Raw genomic sequence first — 18,532 nt, forward strand, 5'->3', positions numbered from 1 at the left:
TTTATATAATTAACAAAAAGTAGATAAATGCATTACTATTTATTGTACGACAAAAACATTGAACCTCAAATTATAAAGCAGTATTCACTTCTTATATATAAACATTTTCATACGCATCCGATAAAAAAAGAATTTTATGAAAGAATAGTGGATTTTCCTCCATCATCAACTATTTTTTTGCTTACTGGAGATAAAGAGCTCAAATCCTGGCTCCATTTTGCAAAAGCAAAAGATTTCACTATCTATATTATTCCAAACCCTTCCAATCCCTTAGCACAGAAATGTTTCCATCTTCCTTCATCTTTTGATGAACTTTTATCCATGCAAACTATGACTTTTCATCATTTAACCTATTGCAATCAAGAGATTCTTTTCACTTCTGCGATCATTGGGGATAAACGTTGGATTACCAATCAAAGTCTTTTTCTCTCACTTATCAAAAATTTTTATAATATTCATCTCTTTAAAACTTTTTTAGAAATTAAAAACCAAAAAATTCTCACCGCATCGTTATTGATAGAAGCCGGGAATGAAATCTACATTAAAGAAAAACGACAAACATTTTTTTCAGATATTCCGCCGGGATGTTTCAAAATAGCTGCACTTATTTTTGCGCCAATAAGCATAATTGAAGCTCTCAAATTACGTTATTTTCTCTTTAAAAGAGATAAAAGATTTTTACCAAACGGCATCGGAATACTAAAATCAGATAACTTTACTATATCCACGGACCAAGAGCTTACTCTTATTCGTGACAACACATCACCTGTAATATCCAAAAAAATAACAATAAAGAGTATTCCTGTCAATCTTACAATTATTACCGGATATCCATCCTGCCCAAAAGATGAAAGCGACAATATTCGAATCGACCGTCTTCCCAAAGATGAAGAACTTATTACTTTGTATACCAAAAGAACTTTGCCATTTTTACCCATAGCTCCAGAAGAGGCCTTTGCAGATCTTTTTAAAAAAATCAAAGATAATGCCAAAATAAGCATAGAATATACAGTTTTACTTCTTATTAGTGTTTTGATGGCAACTTTCGGTCTTTTTCAAAACTCATCTCCTACAATTATCGGTGCGATGATTTTAGCTCCTCTTATGGCTCCTGTCATATCTCTTGCTATGGGGATCATCCGTTTTGAAGAGAATCTTGTAAAAAATAGTATGAAAACTATACTTATTTCTACATTTCTCGCCCTTTTGCTAGCTCTCGGATTTACCAATCTATTCCCGATAGAGCATATGACACAGCAGATGTCTATTCGAACAAACCCTACTCTTCTTGATCTTGGCGTAGCAATCCTTGCAGGTCTTGCAGCCGCTTATGGGTATGCAAATTCTAAAGTTGGAGAGAGTTTGGCTGGTGTGGCTATTGCGGTGGCACTTGTACCGCCTCTTTGTGTTGCAGGCATTGGTCTTGGATGGGAAAATTTGGATATCTTTTACAAAGCATTTTTGCTTTATCTTGCAAATATCATAGGAATTGTCTTTGCAGCAGGGATAATGTTTTATCTTCTTGGCTATGCATCCAAAAGATACGCCTCTGCTGCACTTATTATTAAATTATTACTCCTTGCATCAATCTTTTTCCCTCTCTATGTTGCCACACAGACAGTCCTTAAAGAAGAGCAAATTTATGAGCAGATCAAATACTTACAATTTAAAAATGTAACACTGCAACTTGATACCATTCAATATCATAAAAAGGGAGCAACACTCTTTATATCGGTTCTAAGCAAGAAAGAATTAAATGCAAAAGAAAAAGAAGAGATAATGCAACAAATCAAGAAAAGGTTTGGAGAAGAAATACTCATAATATCATTTAAACAAATATTATAAAATTACAAAGTAAAATATTTTCATATGAAATACATGAAATATAAAAAATTATCATAGATTATTTTAAGGAAAGACACTTGGATAAAAATCAACGGGAATCACAAGTTAAATTTTTGGATGATATTCCATTTACAAAAGATGAATTAAAACTGCATGAAAATATAGCTAAAACGATAAAGGAAATTTTAAATTTAACTAAAGATAAAAATAAAAAAACTATAGGACTTTTTGGGTCATGGGGTTCTGGTAAATCGACAATTATAGAAATTTTAAAAAATGATATTGGAGAAAATAAAGTTTTTATATTTGATTCATGGTTCCATAAAGGAGATTTCCTAAAAAGAGCTTTTCTATTAGAGTTGGCAAGAAAATTAAAAGTCGAGAAAAAAGAATATAAAGAGAAAAATGAGGATTCTAAATTAACTATCTCAAAAGCATTAACAAGAAAGGTTATCGAAAAATTTGTAGAGCCAAAGATAGAAATTGACTTTATCACAAAAACTTTTTCATTAGTAATAACTATTATCTATATTATTTTTATCTATTGATAATATTTTAGAATTTCTAATAGACTATGTTCCTCTATCACTAATAAATTTATTAAGTAGTTTTCTTTTAGAAAATAAGATAATACTGTGGATCTTAGTATTTATAATGTTTGGTTTTTCTTACTATGTTTTAACTCCTTTTATTAATTTTTATTTTTTAAAAAAAGCAGATATTACTGAATCCCATACAACAAAAGAAGATTTAGAGTTTACAAATTATGATTATGAAAATTATCTAAAATATATATTGGAAAAAGCACAGATAGAAGAAAAAAAGCCATTTATTATAGTTTTTGACAATTTAGATAGAGTAGACAATGACACAGTTTTAAATACCTTATCTTTAATTCAATTGACAAATGAAATTTTAGAAAAAAGCAAGTTCAAAAAAATATATTTTATAATTCCTATTGATATGGAACGACTTGAAAAAACTGTAAAAACTATAATAACTGGTAACAATGATGATGAAGAAAAAAAATTTGCAAAAGATTTCTTAGTGAAAATTTTCCCTTATAAAGTAAATGTTCCAGATATTAAGCATTCAAATTGGAGAAAATTCTTTGTTAATAAGATTAAAGAAGCTTTTGGCTCTATTATAAAAGAAGAAGATGTATTCTTTATAAGAAGAGTTTTTGAAAAAAGTATAAGTAAATCTCAAGAAAAAAATTTAACACCAAGAGAAATAAAAAACTTTATAAACAGCTTAGTTGAGAACTATTTATATTGGGAAAACTCTTAAAATCAGCCAGATATAAAACTTCAAGCACTTTATGTATCTTTGAATAATTATTTTGATGATTTCAAAGATTGGGTTGAATGTATAGAAAACGGAAATAAAAATACTTGTAGTAAATCAAACAAAATTTACCAAATAATTGATATTGCAAAAGAAGAATTTGCTGAAAATGAAATTAAAGAAGCTCTTTTAAAGCAGTGTTATAAAGTAGAAGAAATTTATCTTTTGTTCGTTGATTCTGTAATTCAGGCTATAGAGAATGAAGAAATAGAAAAATTAAAAGGTATAGTTGGTTTGTTTGACGATAAAAACAAAGTTGACCAATTGTTAGACGAAATATGGGAGCAAAAAGATAGATTCCAGAAAGATATAAATAGGTTAATAAAGTTTTATAAGGCATTAAAAGAAATTAATAAATATAATCTATTTAGACAAAAAATTATAAGCAGTTTAAGAAAAAATATAGAAGATATAGAATCTCTTTCTAAATTAGAAGTATACAATATAAAAGATTCAATAGAGATTTTAGATAGCAGTAATGAACTTAAAAATCTATTTATTGAAAAATCTGCAGAGATAATAACAACTATTCCAGAGGATGAAAATAATGAAGAACAGAGATAAAATCAATTTTCTAAAAAGTTTATCTTCTGTACTCTTAAAAAGAGCAGATATAAAAAAAGAAGTCTTAGATAAAGTAAATGAAAAATTACAAGATAAAAATATAGAAGAAATTGAAAAGATTGTTTTTGATTTATTTGAAGGTTTGGAAAGTAATGAGAATCTTTTAAAAGAAGTAATCAATTTAGAAAACATAAAAATAAATGATATTGTAAAAAAATTTAATGAAAAATTACCTCAAAACCCATCTGCAAATCTAAATATAACTGATGATATAAACCAAAAACACTACAATTTAATTAAATTTTTAGCAAAGGAAGGAATTTTAGATAAGGAAGTCTCAGAGACTTATATTGATAAAATGTTAAATACAGTTGTAAATTTTCAAAATGACAGTAATTTTTGGAACTATTATAACAATCCGGGAAATCAAAAATATCAATATCGTCTTTACAATGCTTTCTTTACTGAAGATAATTTAGTTAGTTTATTTTTTATACATTTTTTAAATTTATATGAAAATCAAGAAGAACGCTATATAAATCAAATTCAAAATAGTCTTAAAATTTCTATAGCTCTTTATATTTCAATTTCACAAAGAGTTTCTCAAGTAAAGAAACTTTTAATTCCTTTTTCTATAATTTCTATATTTGCTGATCTATATAATCAAAGTATACAAATTAATAGAATTGGACGAATCAATATTGTTCAGATGTTTCAAATAATATTTCAAAATGAAAGCCTAAATATATATATAATAGAAAATCTAAAAGAATTAAAGGAACTAAATCTTATTTATGATCTTTTAATAGACTTAGAAGAAAAGCAAGTAGATAAGAGTTTTACAATTAAGATATTAAAAAACATTATAGAACAAAGCTTATATGATAATAAATTATTAATAAATTTTAATACTTTATTTTCAAATAATGTTAAAGAAGATTATGAAGAAGTAATAAATAAAAAACTCGAGGAAAACAAACATTGGTATAAAGAACTTATATTAAATAACATTTTAAGCGATAACGAAATTTTACATAATAAAGCTATTGAATTCCTCTTATTTGTAAATAATTGGTATGAAGACAAAGAGCTAAGAGAAATCTTAAAAGGATTTTTAAAAAAGAATATAGATAAAATTTTTAATAGTGATGAAGTTTATAATTTATTAAAAATATTTGTGGAAAAAGGTGAAGAACTTAAGATTAACTATACAATTTTAGGAAGAGTTTTAATTGATAAGTTTATAAACTTAGAAAACGAAGATGAAAAAATTGATTATATTTTCAAAAATATAGAAAGAATATACAAAGAAAAAGATTTGAAAGATTATTTTATACCTAATTTGCTTGATAAAACCATCTTAAATTTAAGAAATATAAGTGAAAGTCAAATAAATATATTAAACAATAGCAAATTTATATTACAAAATATCGAAGAATCTAAAATCAAAGAACTATTCCGAAAAGTAATTGATGAGCGTACTAATAAAAATGTCTTTTCTCTACTAAATTTAATCTTGTGCAATAATAAATTAGACAAAGAGATCAAGAAAGAATTTAAAGAGAAATTAGAAGAAATTAGAGAAAAAATAGAAACAGATGAAATGAAAAAAATTATAAATGAAATTATAAATAATTGCATTACAAATAATTAAAATTACTTATACACTTTTAACATAAATAATTGCTAGTCGTCTCCAACTTTTTAAACAAAAATAAATAATTATTACTAATTACGTTTAAAAACTCGTTACTTGGAAGATCGTGTCAAAGGCCAAAATCTTCCAAGTTGTAGTAAATAAATCTTATTTAGTGCTCTTAGATTGAAATATCCCGAATAAATTGCAATATCTAGTGCAGATTTCAGTATAGTCACTCATATCTATTTATCTAAAAGATTTCTATAGATCCCTTTCTATCTCTTTCTTGAAAGTATTAAAATAAATATCCTTAAGTTTCTCCATATCCATATCGATATCACAAAGCTGGAATCTATTGCCACCGATAGTTCCAAGTGGTATCGCATGGATACCAATCTCATTTGCCAACTCTTCAAGTGCATGCATATTTTTTGGATCAATCTCAACAAGTGCCCTACTAAATGTTTCACTGAAAATTTCTCTGCTGTCTTCAAAGCAAAAATTGCCCAAAAATCCTTTGTCTCCAATTGCAGCCATTTTAGCTAATGCTATTGCAATACCCCCTACCCCTACATCTTTGGCAGCTTTAAGGAGTCCTCGATTATTTGCCTCTATGACAAAATTCCAAAGTTTAAGCTCTTTTTCATAATCGATTTTTGGAAGCTCACCTGCAACTTTCCCAAATAGCTCTTTAAGATAGAGACTTCCTCCAAACTCTTTTTCGGTATCTCCTATGATATAGACGATATCATTTTCTGCTTGAAAATAGGATGGCAAAACCTTGTTTGCATCCTCATTGAGTCCTACCATAGCAATTGTTGGTGTAGGATAGACACTTACACCGTTTGTTTCGTTGTACAATGATACGTTTCCACTGACAACTGGGGTATTCAGTGCGCGGCATGCCTCTTTGATTCCTTCTGTTCCTTGGGCAAACTGCCACATCACTTCAGGATTTTCTGGATTTCCGTAGTTGAGGCAGTCCGTAATAGCCAAAGGTCTAGCCCCACTCATCGCCACATTGCGCCCAGCCGCCATCACCGCAGCCGCAGCCCCGCCTTTTGGATCGATATAGCAGTATCTTGGATTGCATTTGCTGCTCATAGCTATGGCTTTGCCATTCTCTTTGACACGGATCACGCTTGCATCGAGGGTTCCTGGATGCTTTACGGTATTGGTCTGAACCATAGAGTCATACTGTTCATACACCCAAGCTTTGTTGACTACTTCAAGGCTTCCCAAAAGCTTTTCAAACGCTTCTTGATCGTTTACATGCGGTACAGTATCGATACTTGTCTCTTTTATATACTCAAGATATTCTGGCCTTTTTGTAGGACGATCAAGTTCAGGTGCTTCTTCGCTCACAGGTGCTACCGGCACTTCTGCAACCTTCTCACCGTGCCAATAAAGTTCCATTACTCCGGTATCGGTCACTTCACCGATAATTTCAGCATCAAGATCCCATTTTCTAAAAATTTCCAGGACTTTCTCTTCTGTACCTTTTTTTGCGCATATCAGCATTCGCTCTTGCGATTCAGAGAGCATCAACTCATATGGTGTCATCCCCTCTTCTCGCATTGGAACTTTATCAAGATACATCTTCATTCCGCTTCCAGCACGACCTGCCATCTCAAAGCTACTTGAAGTAAGTCCAGCTGCACCCATATCCTGGATACCGACAACATAGTCTGTTTTAAAAAGCTCCAAGCAAGCTTCCAAAAGGAGTTTTTCCGTAAACGGGTCACCCACTTGCACAGTAGGTCTTAACTTTTTGGTCTCTTCTGTGAAGCTATCACTACTCATTACAGCCCCGCCAAGACCGTCTCGTCCGGTTTTGCTTCCAACATAAATAACCGGATTGCCTACTCCTTCAGCTCTTCCGTAAAAAATTTCATCTTTTTTACAAATTCCAAGACTAAATGCATTGACTAAAATGTTGCCGTTGTAGCACTCATCAAAACTCACTTCACCACCGATTGTCGGAACTCCCACACAATTGCCGTATCCGCCAATTCCGGCAACCACCCCTCGAACCAAATAGCGCTGATGTGCTCCAACTTCATCATCTCTTTTTACATCCCCAAATCGAAGGGCATTGAGATTTGCTACCGGACGCGCACCCATAGTAAAAACATCTCGTAAAATTCCACCAACTCCTGTTGCTGCTCCTTGATATGGCTCGATAAAACTTGGATGGTTGTGGCTTTCCATTTTAAAAACGGCTGCCATTCCCTCACCTATATCGATAACACCCGCATTTTCTCCGGGACCTTGAATCACCCATGGAGCTTCAGTAGGAAAGCCTTTGAGATATTTTTTAGAGGATTTATATGAACAGTGCTCACTCCACATAGCACTGAAAATTCCAATTTCAACTAAATTTGGCTCACGCCCTAAAATTTTTTTTATATGTTCATAGTCCTCTGTGGTCAATTTATGTGCCTTGAGAATCTCCTCAATATTTTCCATCTATTTCCCTTGATCAATTTTCTTTTGATTTTATCCAAATTTATTTTTGAATTAGGTAAATTAAAAAGAGTACCCGATCCCTCCATACAAATAGCTGCTTCTAAAATTCATATCTTCAAATTGTAAAGGTTCTGAAAACGTCAAGAGTTTGACAGTTATATCATCAACATCCCATTTTTGATAGCGATAACCAATAACACCATAAAGACGAGGTTTTATTGTCAATAATTTCGTTTCGTAATCTTTATGAAGTAGATCTAGCCGTATTCCTACATCTAAACTGTAAGACTGGCCATTTACATCAATAGATGAACGCAAAACACTACTTTTGAAACGAAAAGTTTGAAAACAATAATTTGCTGTGCCAAAGAAACTCAAATAACTATTAAAAGACTTTGAAAACGTTATATGTGGCCCTATTTTATAAGTTGTGATATCTATTTTGAAATTTTTGAGATCGAAACTGCCATTACTTTTTTGTTTTGAATTACTGTAAGGAATAGAAATACCTAGATCAATCCCTACTCCCACATAGTCATGTTCAGTTTTATGATAAAGATCCTTCCCAATACCGACGGTGGCATCAAAACCTTCAATATCATGAGAAATGGAAGGCATATTGATAGTTGGAAAAGGGGGTTGGATCGATTGCTCAGGTGTTGTGAAACGATCTAGCTTCATCCAGCTGAGATTATATCTATAATAGTAGCTGGTTTGAAAAATATTCTTGTGCTGTTCCACAAGTGAATAGGTTTTGATATTTGTTGAGGCAGAAGCTTGTTTGTTATATAGTTTATACTTGATTTTGAAATTACCATGGCCGTACTCTATACTGCCTGCATAGAGAGCAGATAATGTTACAATCGGTAAAAGCAATTTTTTCATACTGTTCCTTTGAAAAAAATTTTTGCAATTGTAGCACTAATTTATCGTCTGTTCCACCTTTTTCGCATCTGTTCCATACGCTTCATATACTCTTCCAAAAGAGCTTTTCTATCATAACCGAGTTTCTTTTTAACCTCATCCTCATCCAATCCATACTCCTGACAAGCTTTATGGACAAGCTGTTCATTGCTTAAGAGCAATTCCAGTGTGTAATTGTGTTTATTGATAAATTTAAAAAGTCGTTTGATTGTTCTGTCATCTAAGCCTCGTTGTGCAAGAACATGGTGAAAATGTTTATAATGGGAGTGCATTGTTTTATTTTTGTAGATAAGGACAAGCAGAAGAACAAAAAAGACAAAACAGACAAAAACAATGAGAGAAATATAGAGCGTTTGATCAACTCCCGAAGAAGGGAGTTTTATAAAGCCAACTGGATGCATTGTAATCCTTAATTAAAGGCTATAACCCATTTCCCGAGCTACCTCTTTGATATGAGCAAGTCGTTTTTCGATCGGTGGATGCGAAGCAAAAAGATCCAAAAACCCTACAATTCCAAAGGCTTTCATATCGCTAGGAAGTGCAACCTGCTCTTTTGGAATCTGTCCTAGTTTTGCCAAAGCATAGTAGATACCTCTTGGACCATCGAGTTTTACTGCTCCTTCATCTGCTTTATACTCTCTATATCGGCTAAACCACATTGCTAACATTGATGCAAATATGGTCAAAGCTATCTCTAAAGCAAAACTGATTGCCATATAGGCCATTGGGGAAGGATTGCCCTCCTCATCTTTTGGAGCAAGGATATTCGCTAGAAGTCTTGAAAAGAAAAACACAAAGGTATTGAGTACACCTTGCAATAAAGTCATCGTAATCATATCTCCATGTTTAACGTGACTGATTTCATGAGCCAATACCCCTTCTACTTCTTCTGGACTCATCATCTCAAGCAAAGAGGTCGAAACGGCAACAAGTGCATTGTTTCTATCCCATCCAGTGGCAAAAGCGTTAGGAGGACCATTGAAAATTCCAACTTCTGGTCTGCCTATACCGGCTTCATCTGCAAGCTTGTAAACAGTCTTTACAAGCCACTCTTCAGTTGAATTGCTTGGATGCTCTATTACTTGCACTCCCATATGCATTTTTGCCATCCATTTAGACAAAAAGAGAGAAATAAGCGCACCACTGAACCCTACAATGAAAGAGAGTATCAAAAGTCCAGAAACTGTATTGTGATCAAGTCTAATCCCAAAAAAAAGCTCGAGTAGAAAAATGGTAAGATAGATCGAAGCCATAACGGCTAGGTTCATTAACAAAAAAAGGATAATACCCATCAACACTCCTTCTTCATTTTTTTTCCTCAATTGTAAAAAAATAGCTTTTCAAAACTATAAAAAAACCCATATAATCAGAAATTTCAATTTCTTATATCAAAGTATGCTAAATATACCATATTTTTAATTGGAGTCAAGTGCACTAAAGAAGAACCGCATCACTCAAACAAAATGCTATGCCTTTTTCATAATAGGCCGCTTCATTGATAAATACAGGATACCCTTCTTGTCCTTTATAAAAAATTTCTTGTTCATCAAAGGTCAGAAAAATTGGGTCTCCGGGATGGATCAGCTGATAGTCTTTGCCTACAAGCTCCGGATGAATCATGCCATGTAAATCCCCATCTTTTCTTGGAAAATCAAAGGTATCATAGATACGAAAAGCTTGAACTTTTTCATGGAATATTTCCTCTTTCTGCAAAATGTCCACTACCCTTTTTATAACTTTCAATGTTTGAAAATAGAGATTCGCATCCAAAACTCCCTGACACACAGGCCCTACCTCGATCGTAATGGAAGATGGAACGACAGAGTTGATAAAAGCACCTTCATCGTTACTGAGCCATTGCAATATTCGGACATTCTCATATTCACTTGCCAAGATTTTAGCCACATTTTCACTCAAGCTGTCCTGGTTGCTAAGTACGATAGTAATACCCATATTGGCTGTTGTGGTATGCAGATCTATCAAAAAATCACAATCTTGTAATTTTTGAGTAATCACTTTTGCCCGTTCATACTCATATATTGGCTCATCGCTTTGCAAAGCTTCCTTGCTAAAAGATCGATTGAGGTCTTTGTCAATGTAACGTCTACACTCTTTTATAGCTTTTGGATTGGCTAGGAGAAAATCGAGTTGAAGATTTTTAACTTGAAAGTCATCATGCATTAGTTTTTTAACAATATAAACCCCTGTAAGCTCATTGCCATGGACACCACCACTGATCGTCACTTTCATATCGCTCCTTTCAAAAGGGCTTGAGGCCCTTTTGAAATTATAGCTTAACGATACGTTTTCGCACCTCTTTCGTTGCTTCTACCATATTTGTCAAAGCCGGAATCACCTCTTCCCATTTTCTGGTTTTAAGCCCGCAGTCCGGATTGATCCAAAGTTTGCTGGCTGGGAAAACCTGCATTCTTTGTTCAATCTCTTTAATAAGTTCCTCTTTACTCGGAATTCTCGGAGAGTGAATATCGTAAACGCCCGCACCAACCTCTTTTTGGTAGTTGTAGTTTTTAAAAGCCTCCAAGAGTCTATTTCCGTTTCGTGCTGTCTCGATGGAAATCACATCTGCATCCATCGCATCAATTGTCGGCATGATATCGTTAAAGTCGCTGTAACACATATGGGTGTGGATTTGTGTTTCGGGTTTAGCCACGGCGGTTGCGATTTTAAAACTCTCAACAGCAACTCTTTCATACTCGTTTTTGTTTTCATCGCGTAAAGGATACCCCTCTTTGAAAGCCGCTTCATCTACTTGGATAATCTTAATACCAGCTTCTTGCAAATCTTTCACTTCATCGGCAATCGCCAACGCCATCTGCTTATAGACCGACTCCCTTTTAAGATCATCTCGTACAAAACTCCAGTTGAGCATCGTCACAGGACCGGTTAACATCCCTTTCATCGGTTTGTCCGTGAGACTTTGTGCATAGGTAATCCACTCTACTGTCATCGGTTTTGGTCTGCTAACATCCCCGAAAATGATAGGAGGTTTGACGCATCTGCTTCCATAGCTTTGCACCCATCCATTTTGGCTGAATGTCACCCCTTCAAGAAATTCTCCGAAATACTCCACCATATCGTTTCTCTCAAACTCGCCATGCACCAAAACATCAAGACCGATATCTTCTTGCACTTTGACGCAATAGCGAATCTGCTCTTTGATCTTCTCTTTGTACTCCTCTTCACTCATCACACCATCTTTGTAAGCTTTTCTGATGGCTCTAACCTCTTTCGTTTGTGGAAAACTTCCGATTGTCGTAGTCGGCAAGATCGGATATTTCAAGATTTCATGCTGAAGCTGGAGTCTCTTTGTTGCAGGCAGTGATCGCTCACAATCCTCTTTTGTCAAATTTGCGAGTCTACTTTGAACATCCTTGTTGTGAATCTGAGTAGAGCTTTTTCTTGTTGCATTTGCTTTTTTATTGGCTTCCAAAAGCGCTTCATCATCTCCAAGCTCTTTGCCTCTATAAAGCTTATCAATGATTCTAAGTTCATTGAGTTTCTCTTTTGCAAAAGCAAGCCATGTTTTTATATTACTGTCCAATTTTTCTTCATATTCCAAAGTATATGGAACATGTAATAGTGAACAACTAGTAGAAACAATCAATTGATCTTTCTCAATTGGCAGCGAATCCAAAAACTCTACTTTTTTCTCTATATCACTCACCCAGATGTTTCTGCCATCAACTACACCGGCAATGAGTTTTTTTCCACTTTTTGCGATTTTTTCAACAGATTCGATATTTTTAGGACCATGTACAAAATCGAGACCAATTCCATCAATGGAGGTATCAACGAGTATTTGGACAGCTTCATTTGCATGCTCAAAATAGGTCACGACAAAAAGTTCGAGGTTATCTGCCTTTAAGGTTTCATACGATTTTTGTAATGCATTGAGCATTTTTTCATCAGGATCTCTTACCAATGCCGGTTCATCGAGTTGAACGTTTTTAGCACCAATCTTTTCAAATCGATTTAACGCCTCTTGATAGATTGGCAGGAGCCTATCCAAAAGATCAAGTGAATTGGAACCATCACTGGTTCTAGAAAGTGCCAAGAATGTCACCGGTCCTATCAGGTTAACCTTTGTCTCTATTCCCAAATTTTTAGCCTCTTGATATTCGCTTATGACTTTGTCTAGATTCAAAGAAAAATTTTGATCTTTATGGAGAATCGGCACAAAATAGTGGTAGTTTGTATTGAACCATTTCGTCATTGCAAGTGCTTTATGATTTTTGTCACCTCGAGCCATCGCAAAATAGCGATCCAACCCATTTAAATCTTTGTACTCTTCAGGTTCTGCCCCAACCATAACGATCGTATCAATCATCTGATCATAAAAACTAAAATCGTTTGAGCTGATAAATTCAATTCCCGCCTCTTTCTGATAACTCCAGTGCCGTTTTCTAAGCATTTTGGCAACATTTTGCAACTCATCCAATGAAATCTCTTTATTCCAATACTTTTCCAAAGCAAACTTTAGCTCTCTTTTTTCGCCAATTCTTGGAAATCCTGTTACATATGTCATATCTTCTCCTTCTTTTCTTATAGTTTGTAGTGATTTTAAGTTGGTAGAACTAAAAAGAAGGAGGAGCGATACCAGTTTTGGTGTAGCGACATTTGCAAAGCGGAGGTTTTTTTATACGAGAGAGTCGTAAAACTTTATGGGCCAGACATGCAAAGAAGAGATTACAATAGCAAGGTTTCGAACCCTCTTCTGTAGATTCGTTTTCTATAAGTTGTTCATCCACTATCTCATCTGGAGGAGAATCACATTTTTGATCAAATAGACGCACGAGAAAAAAATATTTGCAACGAATAGCCTCTTTTTGCAGCGTTACGGCATTCACAGTGGCTGTAATGGCAGTAAGCCGAAAATAGTTCTTTCCAAAACCTTTAGCGACCAAGCAGCCACCTCTCAAGGATTTTTTGTGCGGCAATGGAATCAATCTTGCCGTCTTTTTTGTGCTTTATGACACCTTTTGTTGCCTCTTTTGCTTCATGCGAAGTGAACCCTTCATCGATATACTCGATATTGCCGTTAAAATCCAATAAAGAGACAAAATGACGTATTCGTCTTTGCATCTCCTCTTTTGAGCTGCCATCGGGTATGCCGACAATCAGCGTATCGACGTTCCACTCTCGTAAAAAAGTGCTCACATCACGGGCTGCCTGGTTTCTGTTTTTACGTAAAATTGGATTTTGGGGCAATACGATTTTGCCATCGAGACAGATAGCGGTACCTATTCGCTTTAAACCCACATCGATCGCTGCAACTCTATTTGCCAAGACAAAACTCCCCAAACATCTTATCGAGTAGTTCACTGCTTTGCATCGGTCTGGTAATGGAGCCTATCGCCTCGATCGCTTTATTGATATGAAAAGCGAATATCTCAAGTTCTCCCATTTGCAAAGGCGTTTGTGCCTGGATAATATTGTCTAACGCAGCAGTTACAGCTTCTATCTGTCTGTTGGTTACAAGCATAATCTCTTGGGTATTTGCGAAACTATCAAGCAGAGTCTGAAGTTTTTGAGTCAATGGTGTGATATCTTTTTTGACACTCATATAAAGAGCATCAAAATCTGCTAAATCTATCGCTTTGCCCTGGTCTACTTTGTTTGCTACAACAATGAACTCTTTTTGGCCTTGATATTTTTGAATCAATTCTATGATCTTTCGATCCTCCGCATCCAATGGCTTCGAAGCATCAAACATCGCTATAACGATATCACTCTCTTCGATTGCTTGAATACTTCGCTCAATTCCTATTTTTTCTATCGCATCGTGCGCTTCTCTGATACCGGCAGTATCAACAAACCTCACAAGATGCGTTCCAATCCGCACACTCTCTTCGATAGTATCTCTTGTGGTTCCTGCTATATCACTGACTATTGCTCTTTCATAGTCGAGCAATGCATTCAAAAGGGAACTTTTTCCGGTATTCGGTTTCCCGATTATTGCTATCTTAAATCCTTCGATCAGTCCGGCTCTGCGCTTACTTGATGCAACGATTTTTTGGAGCTCTTTTTGGATATCGTTCAGCTGCTGTTCTATCTGCTTTTGTAGATCATGGGGAAGATCCTCTTCTGCATAGTCGATATTGACCTCTACATAGGCTAAGATTCGAATCAGTTTTTCTCGCAGATTTTCTATATAGTTTTTAAGCTCCCCTTTTATCTGTTTTGCCAAAATTTTGGCGGCATCTTCGCTTTTAGCCTCAATCATTTTCGCAATTGCTTCAGCTTCACTTAAATCTATCTTACCATTTAAAAAAGCCCGTTTGCTAAATTCTCCCGGATTTGCGAGTCTGGCACCAGATTTGAGTACCTCTTGCAAAATCATATTCGCAACCACAATCCCGCCATGACATTGAAATTCGATGACGTCTTCTCCCGTAAAGCTTTTTGGAGCTTGAAAATAGATCAAAATGGCTTGATCAATCGGTTCATCATGTTCATCATAAAGTGTTACGAGATGGGCTCTTCTTGTTTGGATACTCTTTCTTTTGGAGAGTTTTTGAGCAATACTCAGAGCTTCTGGACCACTGAGGCGTACAATAGCGATAGAGCCAACGCCGTGAGCAGTAGCGATGGCTGCAATGGTTGAACTATTTACGATATTCATTGACGATAACGTATTTTTGTCCGTATCTGTTTTCTCGCATGGCAACATATTTGTCAGGGAAGGCTTCTCGAAGCTGTTTGAGTGCTATCTGCACAAGAACACCATCGAGCGGTTTTGTCTGTCCTTTGCCCTCTTCTTTGATACGTTCAATGATAGGTGCAAGGTAGTTTGCAATCATCTCTTCTTGCGTTTTGAGAAACTCAGCAATTTCAAGGCGAAGCTGAAGACCGTATTTTGGATTGATCCAGTTAAAAAGCATATAGGAAAGGGCTTTGTAGCGATATCCCTCTTTCCCGATAAGCAGTGCCGCATCATTTCCGTTAAACTCTACCAAAAGTGTCTCTTTATCATAGGGTTTTACTTCAATTGTGTCAATTTCAAAGCAGGCATTTTGAAAGAGTCTGTTGATATCTTTTTGTACTTCTTTCGCGATTTCATTGATATTTTTTTCTTCTTTGTAAAAATTGTCAAAAATCTCTTTCTCTTCTGTATCAGTCTCTATTTGTGGCAACGGTTTTTCTACTGCTGCCGGAATTTCGGGCTCTTTTGATTTTTCACAGACCAAAACAATGGCATTTTTCTTGCCGATACCCAAAATCCCTTTGGACGGATGCTGCAAAATCTTCACATCAAGTTCTGTAATAGACTTTCCAAAAGCTTCTGAAGCTTTTTTATATGCTTCTTCCAGTGTCGGTGCTTCAAATTTCATCTGTTCGCTCATGCTTTTTCCTTTTGCGCCACTTTTCTGGCTTCAAAAATCTTATTGACAATAAGCTGCTGAATGATTGAGAGGATATTGTTGACAAACCAGTACAGAGTCAAACCGGCTGGGAATGTCAAGAAAAAGAACGTAAAGACAATCGGCAACCATTCAAAAATTTTCTTCTGCATAGGATCTGTAATAGTGGTTGGGGTGATTTTTTGATGGATATACATCGTAGCACCCATCAAAACAGGCAAGATAAAGTATGGGTCTTTGCTACTAAGATCCGTTATCCACAAGATCCAAGGTGCACCTTTGAGTTCAATCGCATTGAGTAAAACCCGATAGATTGCAAAAAAGACTGGGATTTGCAAAAGCATAGGAAGACAACCACCCATAGGATTGGCACCATGTTTTTTATAAAGCTGCATCATGTGGGCATTGAGTTTTTGCGGATCGCCTTTATATTTTTGCTGAAGCTCTTTGATTTTCGGTGCAAGGTCTTTAAGCTTTTGCATAGAGAGCATTCCCTTGAGCGTCAGCGGGAAAAGAATGATTCGTATGATGATAGTCAATACAACAATAGCCCAGCCCCAGTTGCCTATAAAATGGTAGAGTGCCAAAAGCGCTTTAAACATCGGTTTGGCAATGAATGTAAAGAACCCATACTCTATAACATCAGTGAGTTCAGGATTGATCGCTTTAAGGGTTTCATACTCTTTTGGACCGAAATAGCCGCCAACATGAAAATTTGGAGAGCCCTGGACAAAAAGAATCGGATTTTCTTCACTGTCTTTTGACACTACCACATCAAGACCATTTTTCAGATCGTAAAAGAGTGTAGCATAGTATCTATCGAAAGCCGCAGCAATTTTTGCCTTTTTAAAAACTTCCGTTCCTTTTGCATCGCCATCTTCGATGATCGTGATTGTCCCATCAGCCTCTTTGATCAACGCTCCATGAAGCGTGTATCCGTCAATACGAACATTGGGTCGGTATCCAGGTGATATATAGTATGGACTATTTTTTGTAAGGGTGATCGTCGCTTCGTAATGTCCATCGGGATAGACGGTAATCTTTTTCGTAATTTCCGTTATCCCTAAATCTTGTTTGAGTGTAATCGTAGTGGGTTCTGATAAAGAGATCTCTTTTGGACCATTGTAACGATACGGTATCTTAAAAGCTTTTTCATTCAAAGAACTGTCGCTAAATCGAAGCTCCAAAGGTTTGGGAAGTTTGTTTTGATCAAAAAGTTTTATTTGGGAACCGGACTCATTTTTATACTTTTTCTCCTCCAAAATCACTTGTGAAACTCTTCCCAGATTATCGATAAGCAGATCGAATTTCGCAAATCTGATTTTGACCAGCTGTTGAGTTTGCTCACTACTTTCTTCCTTGCTTACCGGTGCTTTCATATTTTGTCCGCTCACAGGTGCAGCTGATGCAGTTTTGGCTGGAGCTTCGGTTTTGGTTGATGTGTTGCTCTCAAGAGGCTGTTTTGGCTTTTGCGGCATAAAGAAGAAATCGTATGCAAAAAATACAACTAAAGAGATTATTGTTGCAAGTAATACGCGTTGGTTTGTACTCATCTTTTCTAACATTGGCTACCTTTAAAATTTTTTATAAGAAAATATTCCGATTCACTTTTTGGAATGAACCAGTATTGTACTCTGATCTTTTTGTATGAGACATTACAAAATTTTTTTCGAACAGTAGGATACTCTATTCCTCCCGGGAAGAGTTGGTTGCATCGAAGAATGCGAAATGTTGTATGAAAAAGAGCACGAAACAGATTGTCTTGCTCTAACTTCCAAACGGCATATTCCGAACAAGTCGGATAGTATCTGCAGCTACCATAAGAGAGAAGCGTAAAAATCTTTTGATAGATTTTCAGCAAGATAAGAAGACTCTTTTTTACCATTTTCGTCTCTTTATACGCTCCAGGGTTTTTTCCATCTCCTGGCAAACTCTTTTGTATTCTGTTTCCAATAATTTCGGTTTAGCGACAAAGACATATCGTCCTGTCGGAAAATGATCAAAAAATTGTATGAAAAGAGCTTTGAGAATTCGTTTCGCTCTGTTTCTTTGAACCGCCTTGCCAACTTTCTTACTGGCAACAAATCCTATCCGCATATCTTTATCTGGTATGTAAAATAGGACAAAATATGGGGAATGGAAAGCGATTCCCCTTTTATACACATAATCAAACTCTCTTTTTGTTTTGAGAGTCTGGATTCCTTTTATACTGCCAATCTTTTTCTACCTTTTCTTCTTCTTGCGTTGATTACTTTTCGCCCATTTTTCGTTTTCATCCGCGCTCTAAATCCGTGGGTTCTTTTTCGTCTCGTATTGTGCGGTTGGTATGTTCGTTTCATACACGTCCTTTTCCATAAAATTT

At 35.3% G+C, this 18,532-nt stretch carries 19 protein-coding genes; 5 read left to right on the forward strand and 14 right to left on the reverse strand.

Annotation, left to right across the window (positions count from 1 at the left end):
- The first annotated feature begins 27 nt into the window (after window positions 1-27).
- The 5 genes from JG735_RS05725 to JG735_RS05745 all read left to right on the forward strand — a co-directional run bounded on the left by JG735_RS05725 (window position 28) and on the right by JG735_RS05745 (window position 5,410).
- Complete coding sequence (locus JG735_RS05725; RefSeq protein ID WP_201334128.1) at window positions 28-1,845, forward strand: TIGR00341 family protein; 1,818 nt, start codon at window positions 28-30, stop codon at window positions 1,843-1,845.
- A 77-nt stretch (window positions 1,846-1,922) separates the two neighbouring features.
- On the forward strand, window positions 1,923-2,393 hold the full coding sequence (locus JG735_RS05730; protein WP_201334129.1) for a P-loop NTPase fold protein: 471 nt from the start codon (window positions 1,923-1,925) through the stop codon (window positions 2,391-2,393).
- Between the two features lie 106 nt (window positions 2,394-2,499).
- Complete coding sequence (locus JG735_RS05735; protein ID WP_201334130.1) at window positions 2,500-3,135, forward strand: P-loop NTPase fold protein; 636 nt, start codon at window positions 2,500-2,502, stop codon at window positions 3,133-3,135.
- Window positions 3,136-3,174: 39 nt separating this feature from the next.
- Window positions 3,175-3,756 (forward strand): hypothetical protein, encoded by a 582-nt coding sequence (locus JG735_RS05740; RefSeq protein WP_201334131.1) that lies wholly within the window; start codon window positions 3,175-3,177, stop codon window positions 3,754-3,756.
- Window positions 3,740-5,410, forward strand: coding sequence for a hypothetical protein (locus JG735_RS05745; RefSeq protein ID WP_201334132.1), 1,671 nt, complete (start codon window positions 3,740-3,742; stop codon window positions 5,408-5,410). Before JG735_RS05740 ends, JG735_RS05745 begins: the two co-directional genes overlap by 17 nt.
- Window positions 5,411-5,656: 246 nt before the next feature.
- Here JG735_RS05745 and purL read toward each other — a convergent pair whose 3' ends face one another.
- The 14 genes from purL to rpmH form a co-directional block, all read right to left on the reverse strand.
- Window positions 5,657-7,864 carry a phosphoribosylformylglycinamidine synthase subunit PurL gene (gene purL / locus JG735_RS05750; RefSeq protein ID WP_201334133.1) on the reverse strand — a complete coding sequence of 736 codons (2,208 nt, stop codon included), beginning with the start codon at window positions 7,862-7,864 and terminating at the stop codon, window positions 5,657-5,659.
- Window positions 7,865-7,924: 60 nt separating this feature from the next.
- Window positions 7,925-8,749, reverse strand: a complete 825-nt coding sequence (locus tag JG735_RS05755) for a hypothetical protein (RefSeq protein ID WP_201334134.1) — start codon at window positions 8,747-8,749, stop codon at window positions 7,925-7,927.
- Window positions 8,750-8,790: 41 nt separating this feature from the next.
- Entirely contained in the window at window positions 8,791-9,189 is a 399-nt protein-coding gene (locus JG735_RS05760; protein WP_201334135.1) for a hypothetical protein, read from the reverse strand.
- Window positions 9,190-9,201: 12 nt separating this feature from the next.
- On the reverse strand, window positions 9,202-10,080 hold the full coding sequence (htpX, locus tag JG735_RS05765; RefSeq protein ID WP_201334136.1) for a protease HtpX: 879 nt from the start codon (window positions 10,078-10,080) through the stop codon (window positions 9,202-9,204).
- Window positions 10,081-10,222: 142 nt separating this feature from the next.
- Window positions 10,223-11,038 (reverse strand): aspartoacylase, encoded by an 816-nt coding sequence (locus tag JG735_RS05770; RefSeq protein WP_201334137.1) that lies wholly within the window; start codon window positions 11,036-11,038, stop codon window positions 10,223-10,225.
- A gap of 37 nt (window positions 11,039-11,075) precedes the next feature.
- Window positions 11,076-13,334 carry a 5-methyltetrahydropteroyltriglutamate--homocysteine S-methyltransferase gene (gene metE, locus JG735_RS05775; protein ID WP_201334138.1) on the reverse strand — a complete coding sequence of 753 codons (2,259 nt, stop codon included), beginning with the start codon at window positions 13,332-13,334 and terminating at the stop codon, window positions 11,076-11,078.
- Window positions 13,335-13,383: 49 nt separating this feature from the next.
- Entirely contained in the window at window positions 13,384-13,713 is a 330-nt protein-coding gene (locus JG735_RS05780; protein ID WP_201334139.1) for a hypothetical protein, read from the reverse strand.
- Complete coding sequence (gene ruvX, locus JG735_RS05785; RefSeq protein ID WP_201334140.1) at window positions 13,703-14,095, reverse strand: Holliday junction resolvase RuvX; 393 nt, start codon at window positions 14,093-14,095, stop codon at window positions 13,703-13,705. Before ruvX ends, JG735_RS05780 begins: the two co-directional genes overlap by 11 nt.
- Window positions 14,085-15,425: a tRNA uridine-5-carboxymethylaminomethyl(34) synthesis GTPase MnmE gene (mnmE, locus tag JG735_RS05790; RefSeq protein WP_370583469.1), complete on the reverse strand. Its 1,341-nt coding sequence runs from the start codon at window positions 15,423-15,425 to the stop codon at window positions 14,085-14,087. Before mnmE ends, ruvX begins: the two co-directional genes overlap by 11 nt.
- The gene (locus tag JG735_RS05795) at window positions 15,415-16,152 is read right to left on the reverse strand and encodes a Jag N-terminal domain-containing protein (RefSeq protein WP_201334142.1); all 738 of its coding nucleotides are present in this window, start codon (window positions 16,150-16,152) and stop codon (window positions 15,415-15,417) included. Before JG735_RS05795 ends, mnmE begins: the two co-directional genes overlap by 11 nt.
- Window positions 16,149-17,735 (reverse strand): membrane protein insertase YidC, encoded by a 1,587-nt coding sequence (gene yidC, locus JG735_RS05800; RefSeq protein ID WP_201334143.1) that lies wholly within the window; start codon window positions 17,733-17,735, stop codon window positions 16,149-16,151. The genes JG735_RS05795 and yidC overlap by 4 nt, the downstream gene beginning before the upstream one ends.
- On the reverse strand, window positions 17,729-18,055 hold the full coding sequence (gene yidD, locus JG735_RS05805; protein WP_201334144.1) for a membrane protein insertion efficiency factor YidD: 327 nt from the start codon (window positions 18,053-18,055) through the stop codon (window positions 17,729-17,731). Before yidD ends, yidC begins: the two co-directional genes overlap by 7 nt.
- Window positions 18,049-18,333 carry a ribonuclease P protein component gene (gene rnpA, locus JG735_RS05810; RefSeq protein WP_201334145.1) on the reverse strand — a complete coding sequence of 95 codons (285 nt, stop codon included), beginning with the start codon at window positions 18,331-18,333 and terminating at the stop codon, window positions 18,049-18,051. Before rnpA ends, yidD begins: the two co-directional genes overlap by 7 nt.
- A 41-nt stretch (window positions 18,334-18,374) precedes the next feature.
- A complete protein-coding gene (gene rpmH / locus JG735_RS05815) occupies window positions 18,375-18,509 on the reverse strand; it encodes a 50S ribosomal protein L34 (protein WP_012082253.1) in 135 nt (44 codons plus the stop codon).
- Window positions 18,510-18,532: the final 23 nt, after the last annotated feature.

Source organism: Nitratiruptor sp. YY08-10 (genome assembly GCF_016629565.1).
In the GTDB taxonomy this organism is placed as follows: Bacteria; Campylobacterota; Campylobacteria; order Campylobacterales; family Nitratiruptoraceae; genus Nitratiruptor.

Excerpts from the sequence above, each read along its gene's own strand:
- JG735_RS05725 (WP_201334128.1), top strand. The coding sequence starts at position 28 with ATGCATTACTATTTATTGTACGACAAAAACATTGAACCTCAAATTATA.
- JG735_RS05735 (WP_201334130.1), top strand. The coding sequence starts at position 2,500 with ATGTTTGGTTTTTCTTACTATGTTTTAACTCCTTTTATTAATTTTTAT.
- JG735_RS05745 (WP_201334132.1), top strand. The coding sequence starts at position 3,740 with ATGAAGAACAGAGATAAAATCAATTTTCTAAAAAGTTTATCTTCTGTA.
- purL (WP_201334133.1), bottom strand. The coding sequence starts at position 7,864 with ATGGAAAATATTGAGGAGATTCTCAAGGCACATAAATTGACCACAGAG.
- JG735_RS05755 (WP_201334134.1), bottom strand. The coding sequence starts at position 8,749 with ATGAAAAAATTGCTTTTACCGATTGTAACATTATCTGCTCTCTATGCA.
- JG735_RS05760 (WP_201334135.1), bottom strand. The coding sequence starts at position 9,189 with ATGCATCCAGTTGGCTTTATAAAACTCCCTTCTTCGGGAGTTGATCAA.
- htpX (WP_201334136.1), bottom strand. The coding sequence starts at position 10,080 with ATGGGTATTATCCTTTTTTTGTTAATGAACCTAGCCGTTATGGCTTCG.
- JG735_RS05770 (WP_201334137.1), bottom strand. The coding sequence starts at position 11,038 with ATGAAAGTGACGATCAGTGGTGGTGTCCATGGCAATGAGCTTACAGGG.
- metE (WP_201334138.1), bottom strand. The coding sequence starts at position 13,334 with ATGACATATGTAACAGGATTTCCAAGAATTGGCGAAAAAAGAGAGCTA.
- JG735_RS05795 (WP_201334142.1), bottom strand. The coding sequence starts at position 16,152 with ATGAGCGAACAGATGAAATTTGAAGCACCGACACTGGAAGAAGCATAT.
- yidC (WP_201334143.1), bottom strand. The coding sequence starts at position 17,735 with ATGTTAGAAAAGATGAGTACAAACCAACGCGTATTACTTGCAACAATA.
- yidD (WP_201334144.1), bottom strand. The coding sequence starts at position 18,055 with ATGGTAAAAAAGAGTCTTCTTATCTTGCTGAAAATCTATCAAAAGATT.
- rpmH (WP_012082253.1), bottom strand. The coding sequence starts at position 18,509 with ATGAAACGAACATACCAACCGCACAATACGAGACGAAAAAGAACCCAC.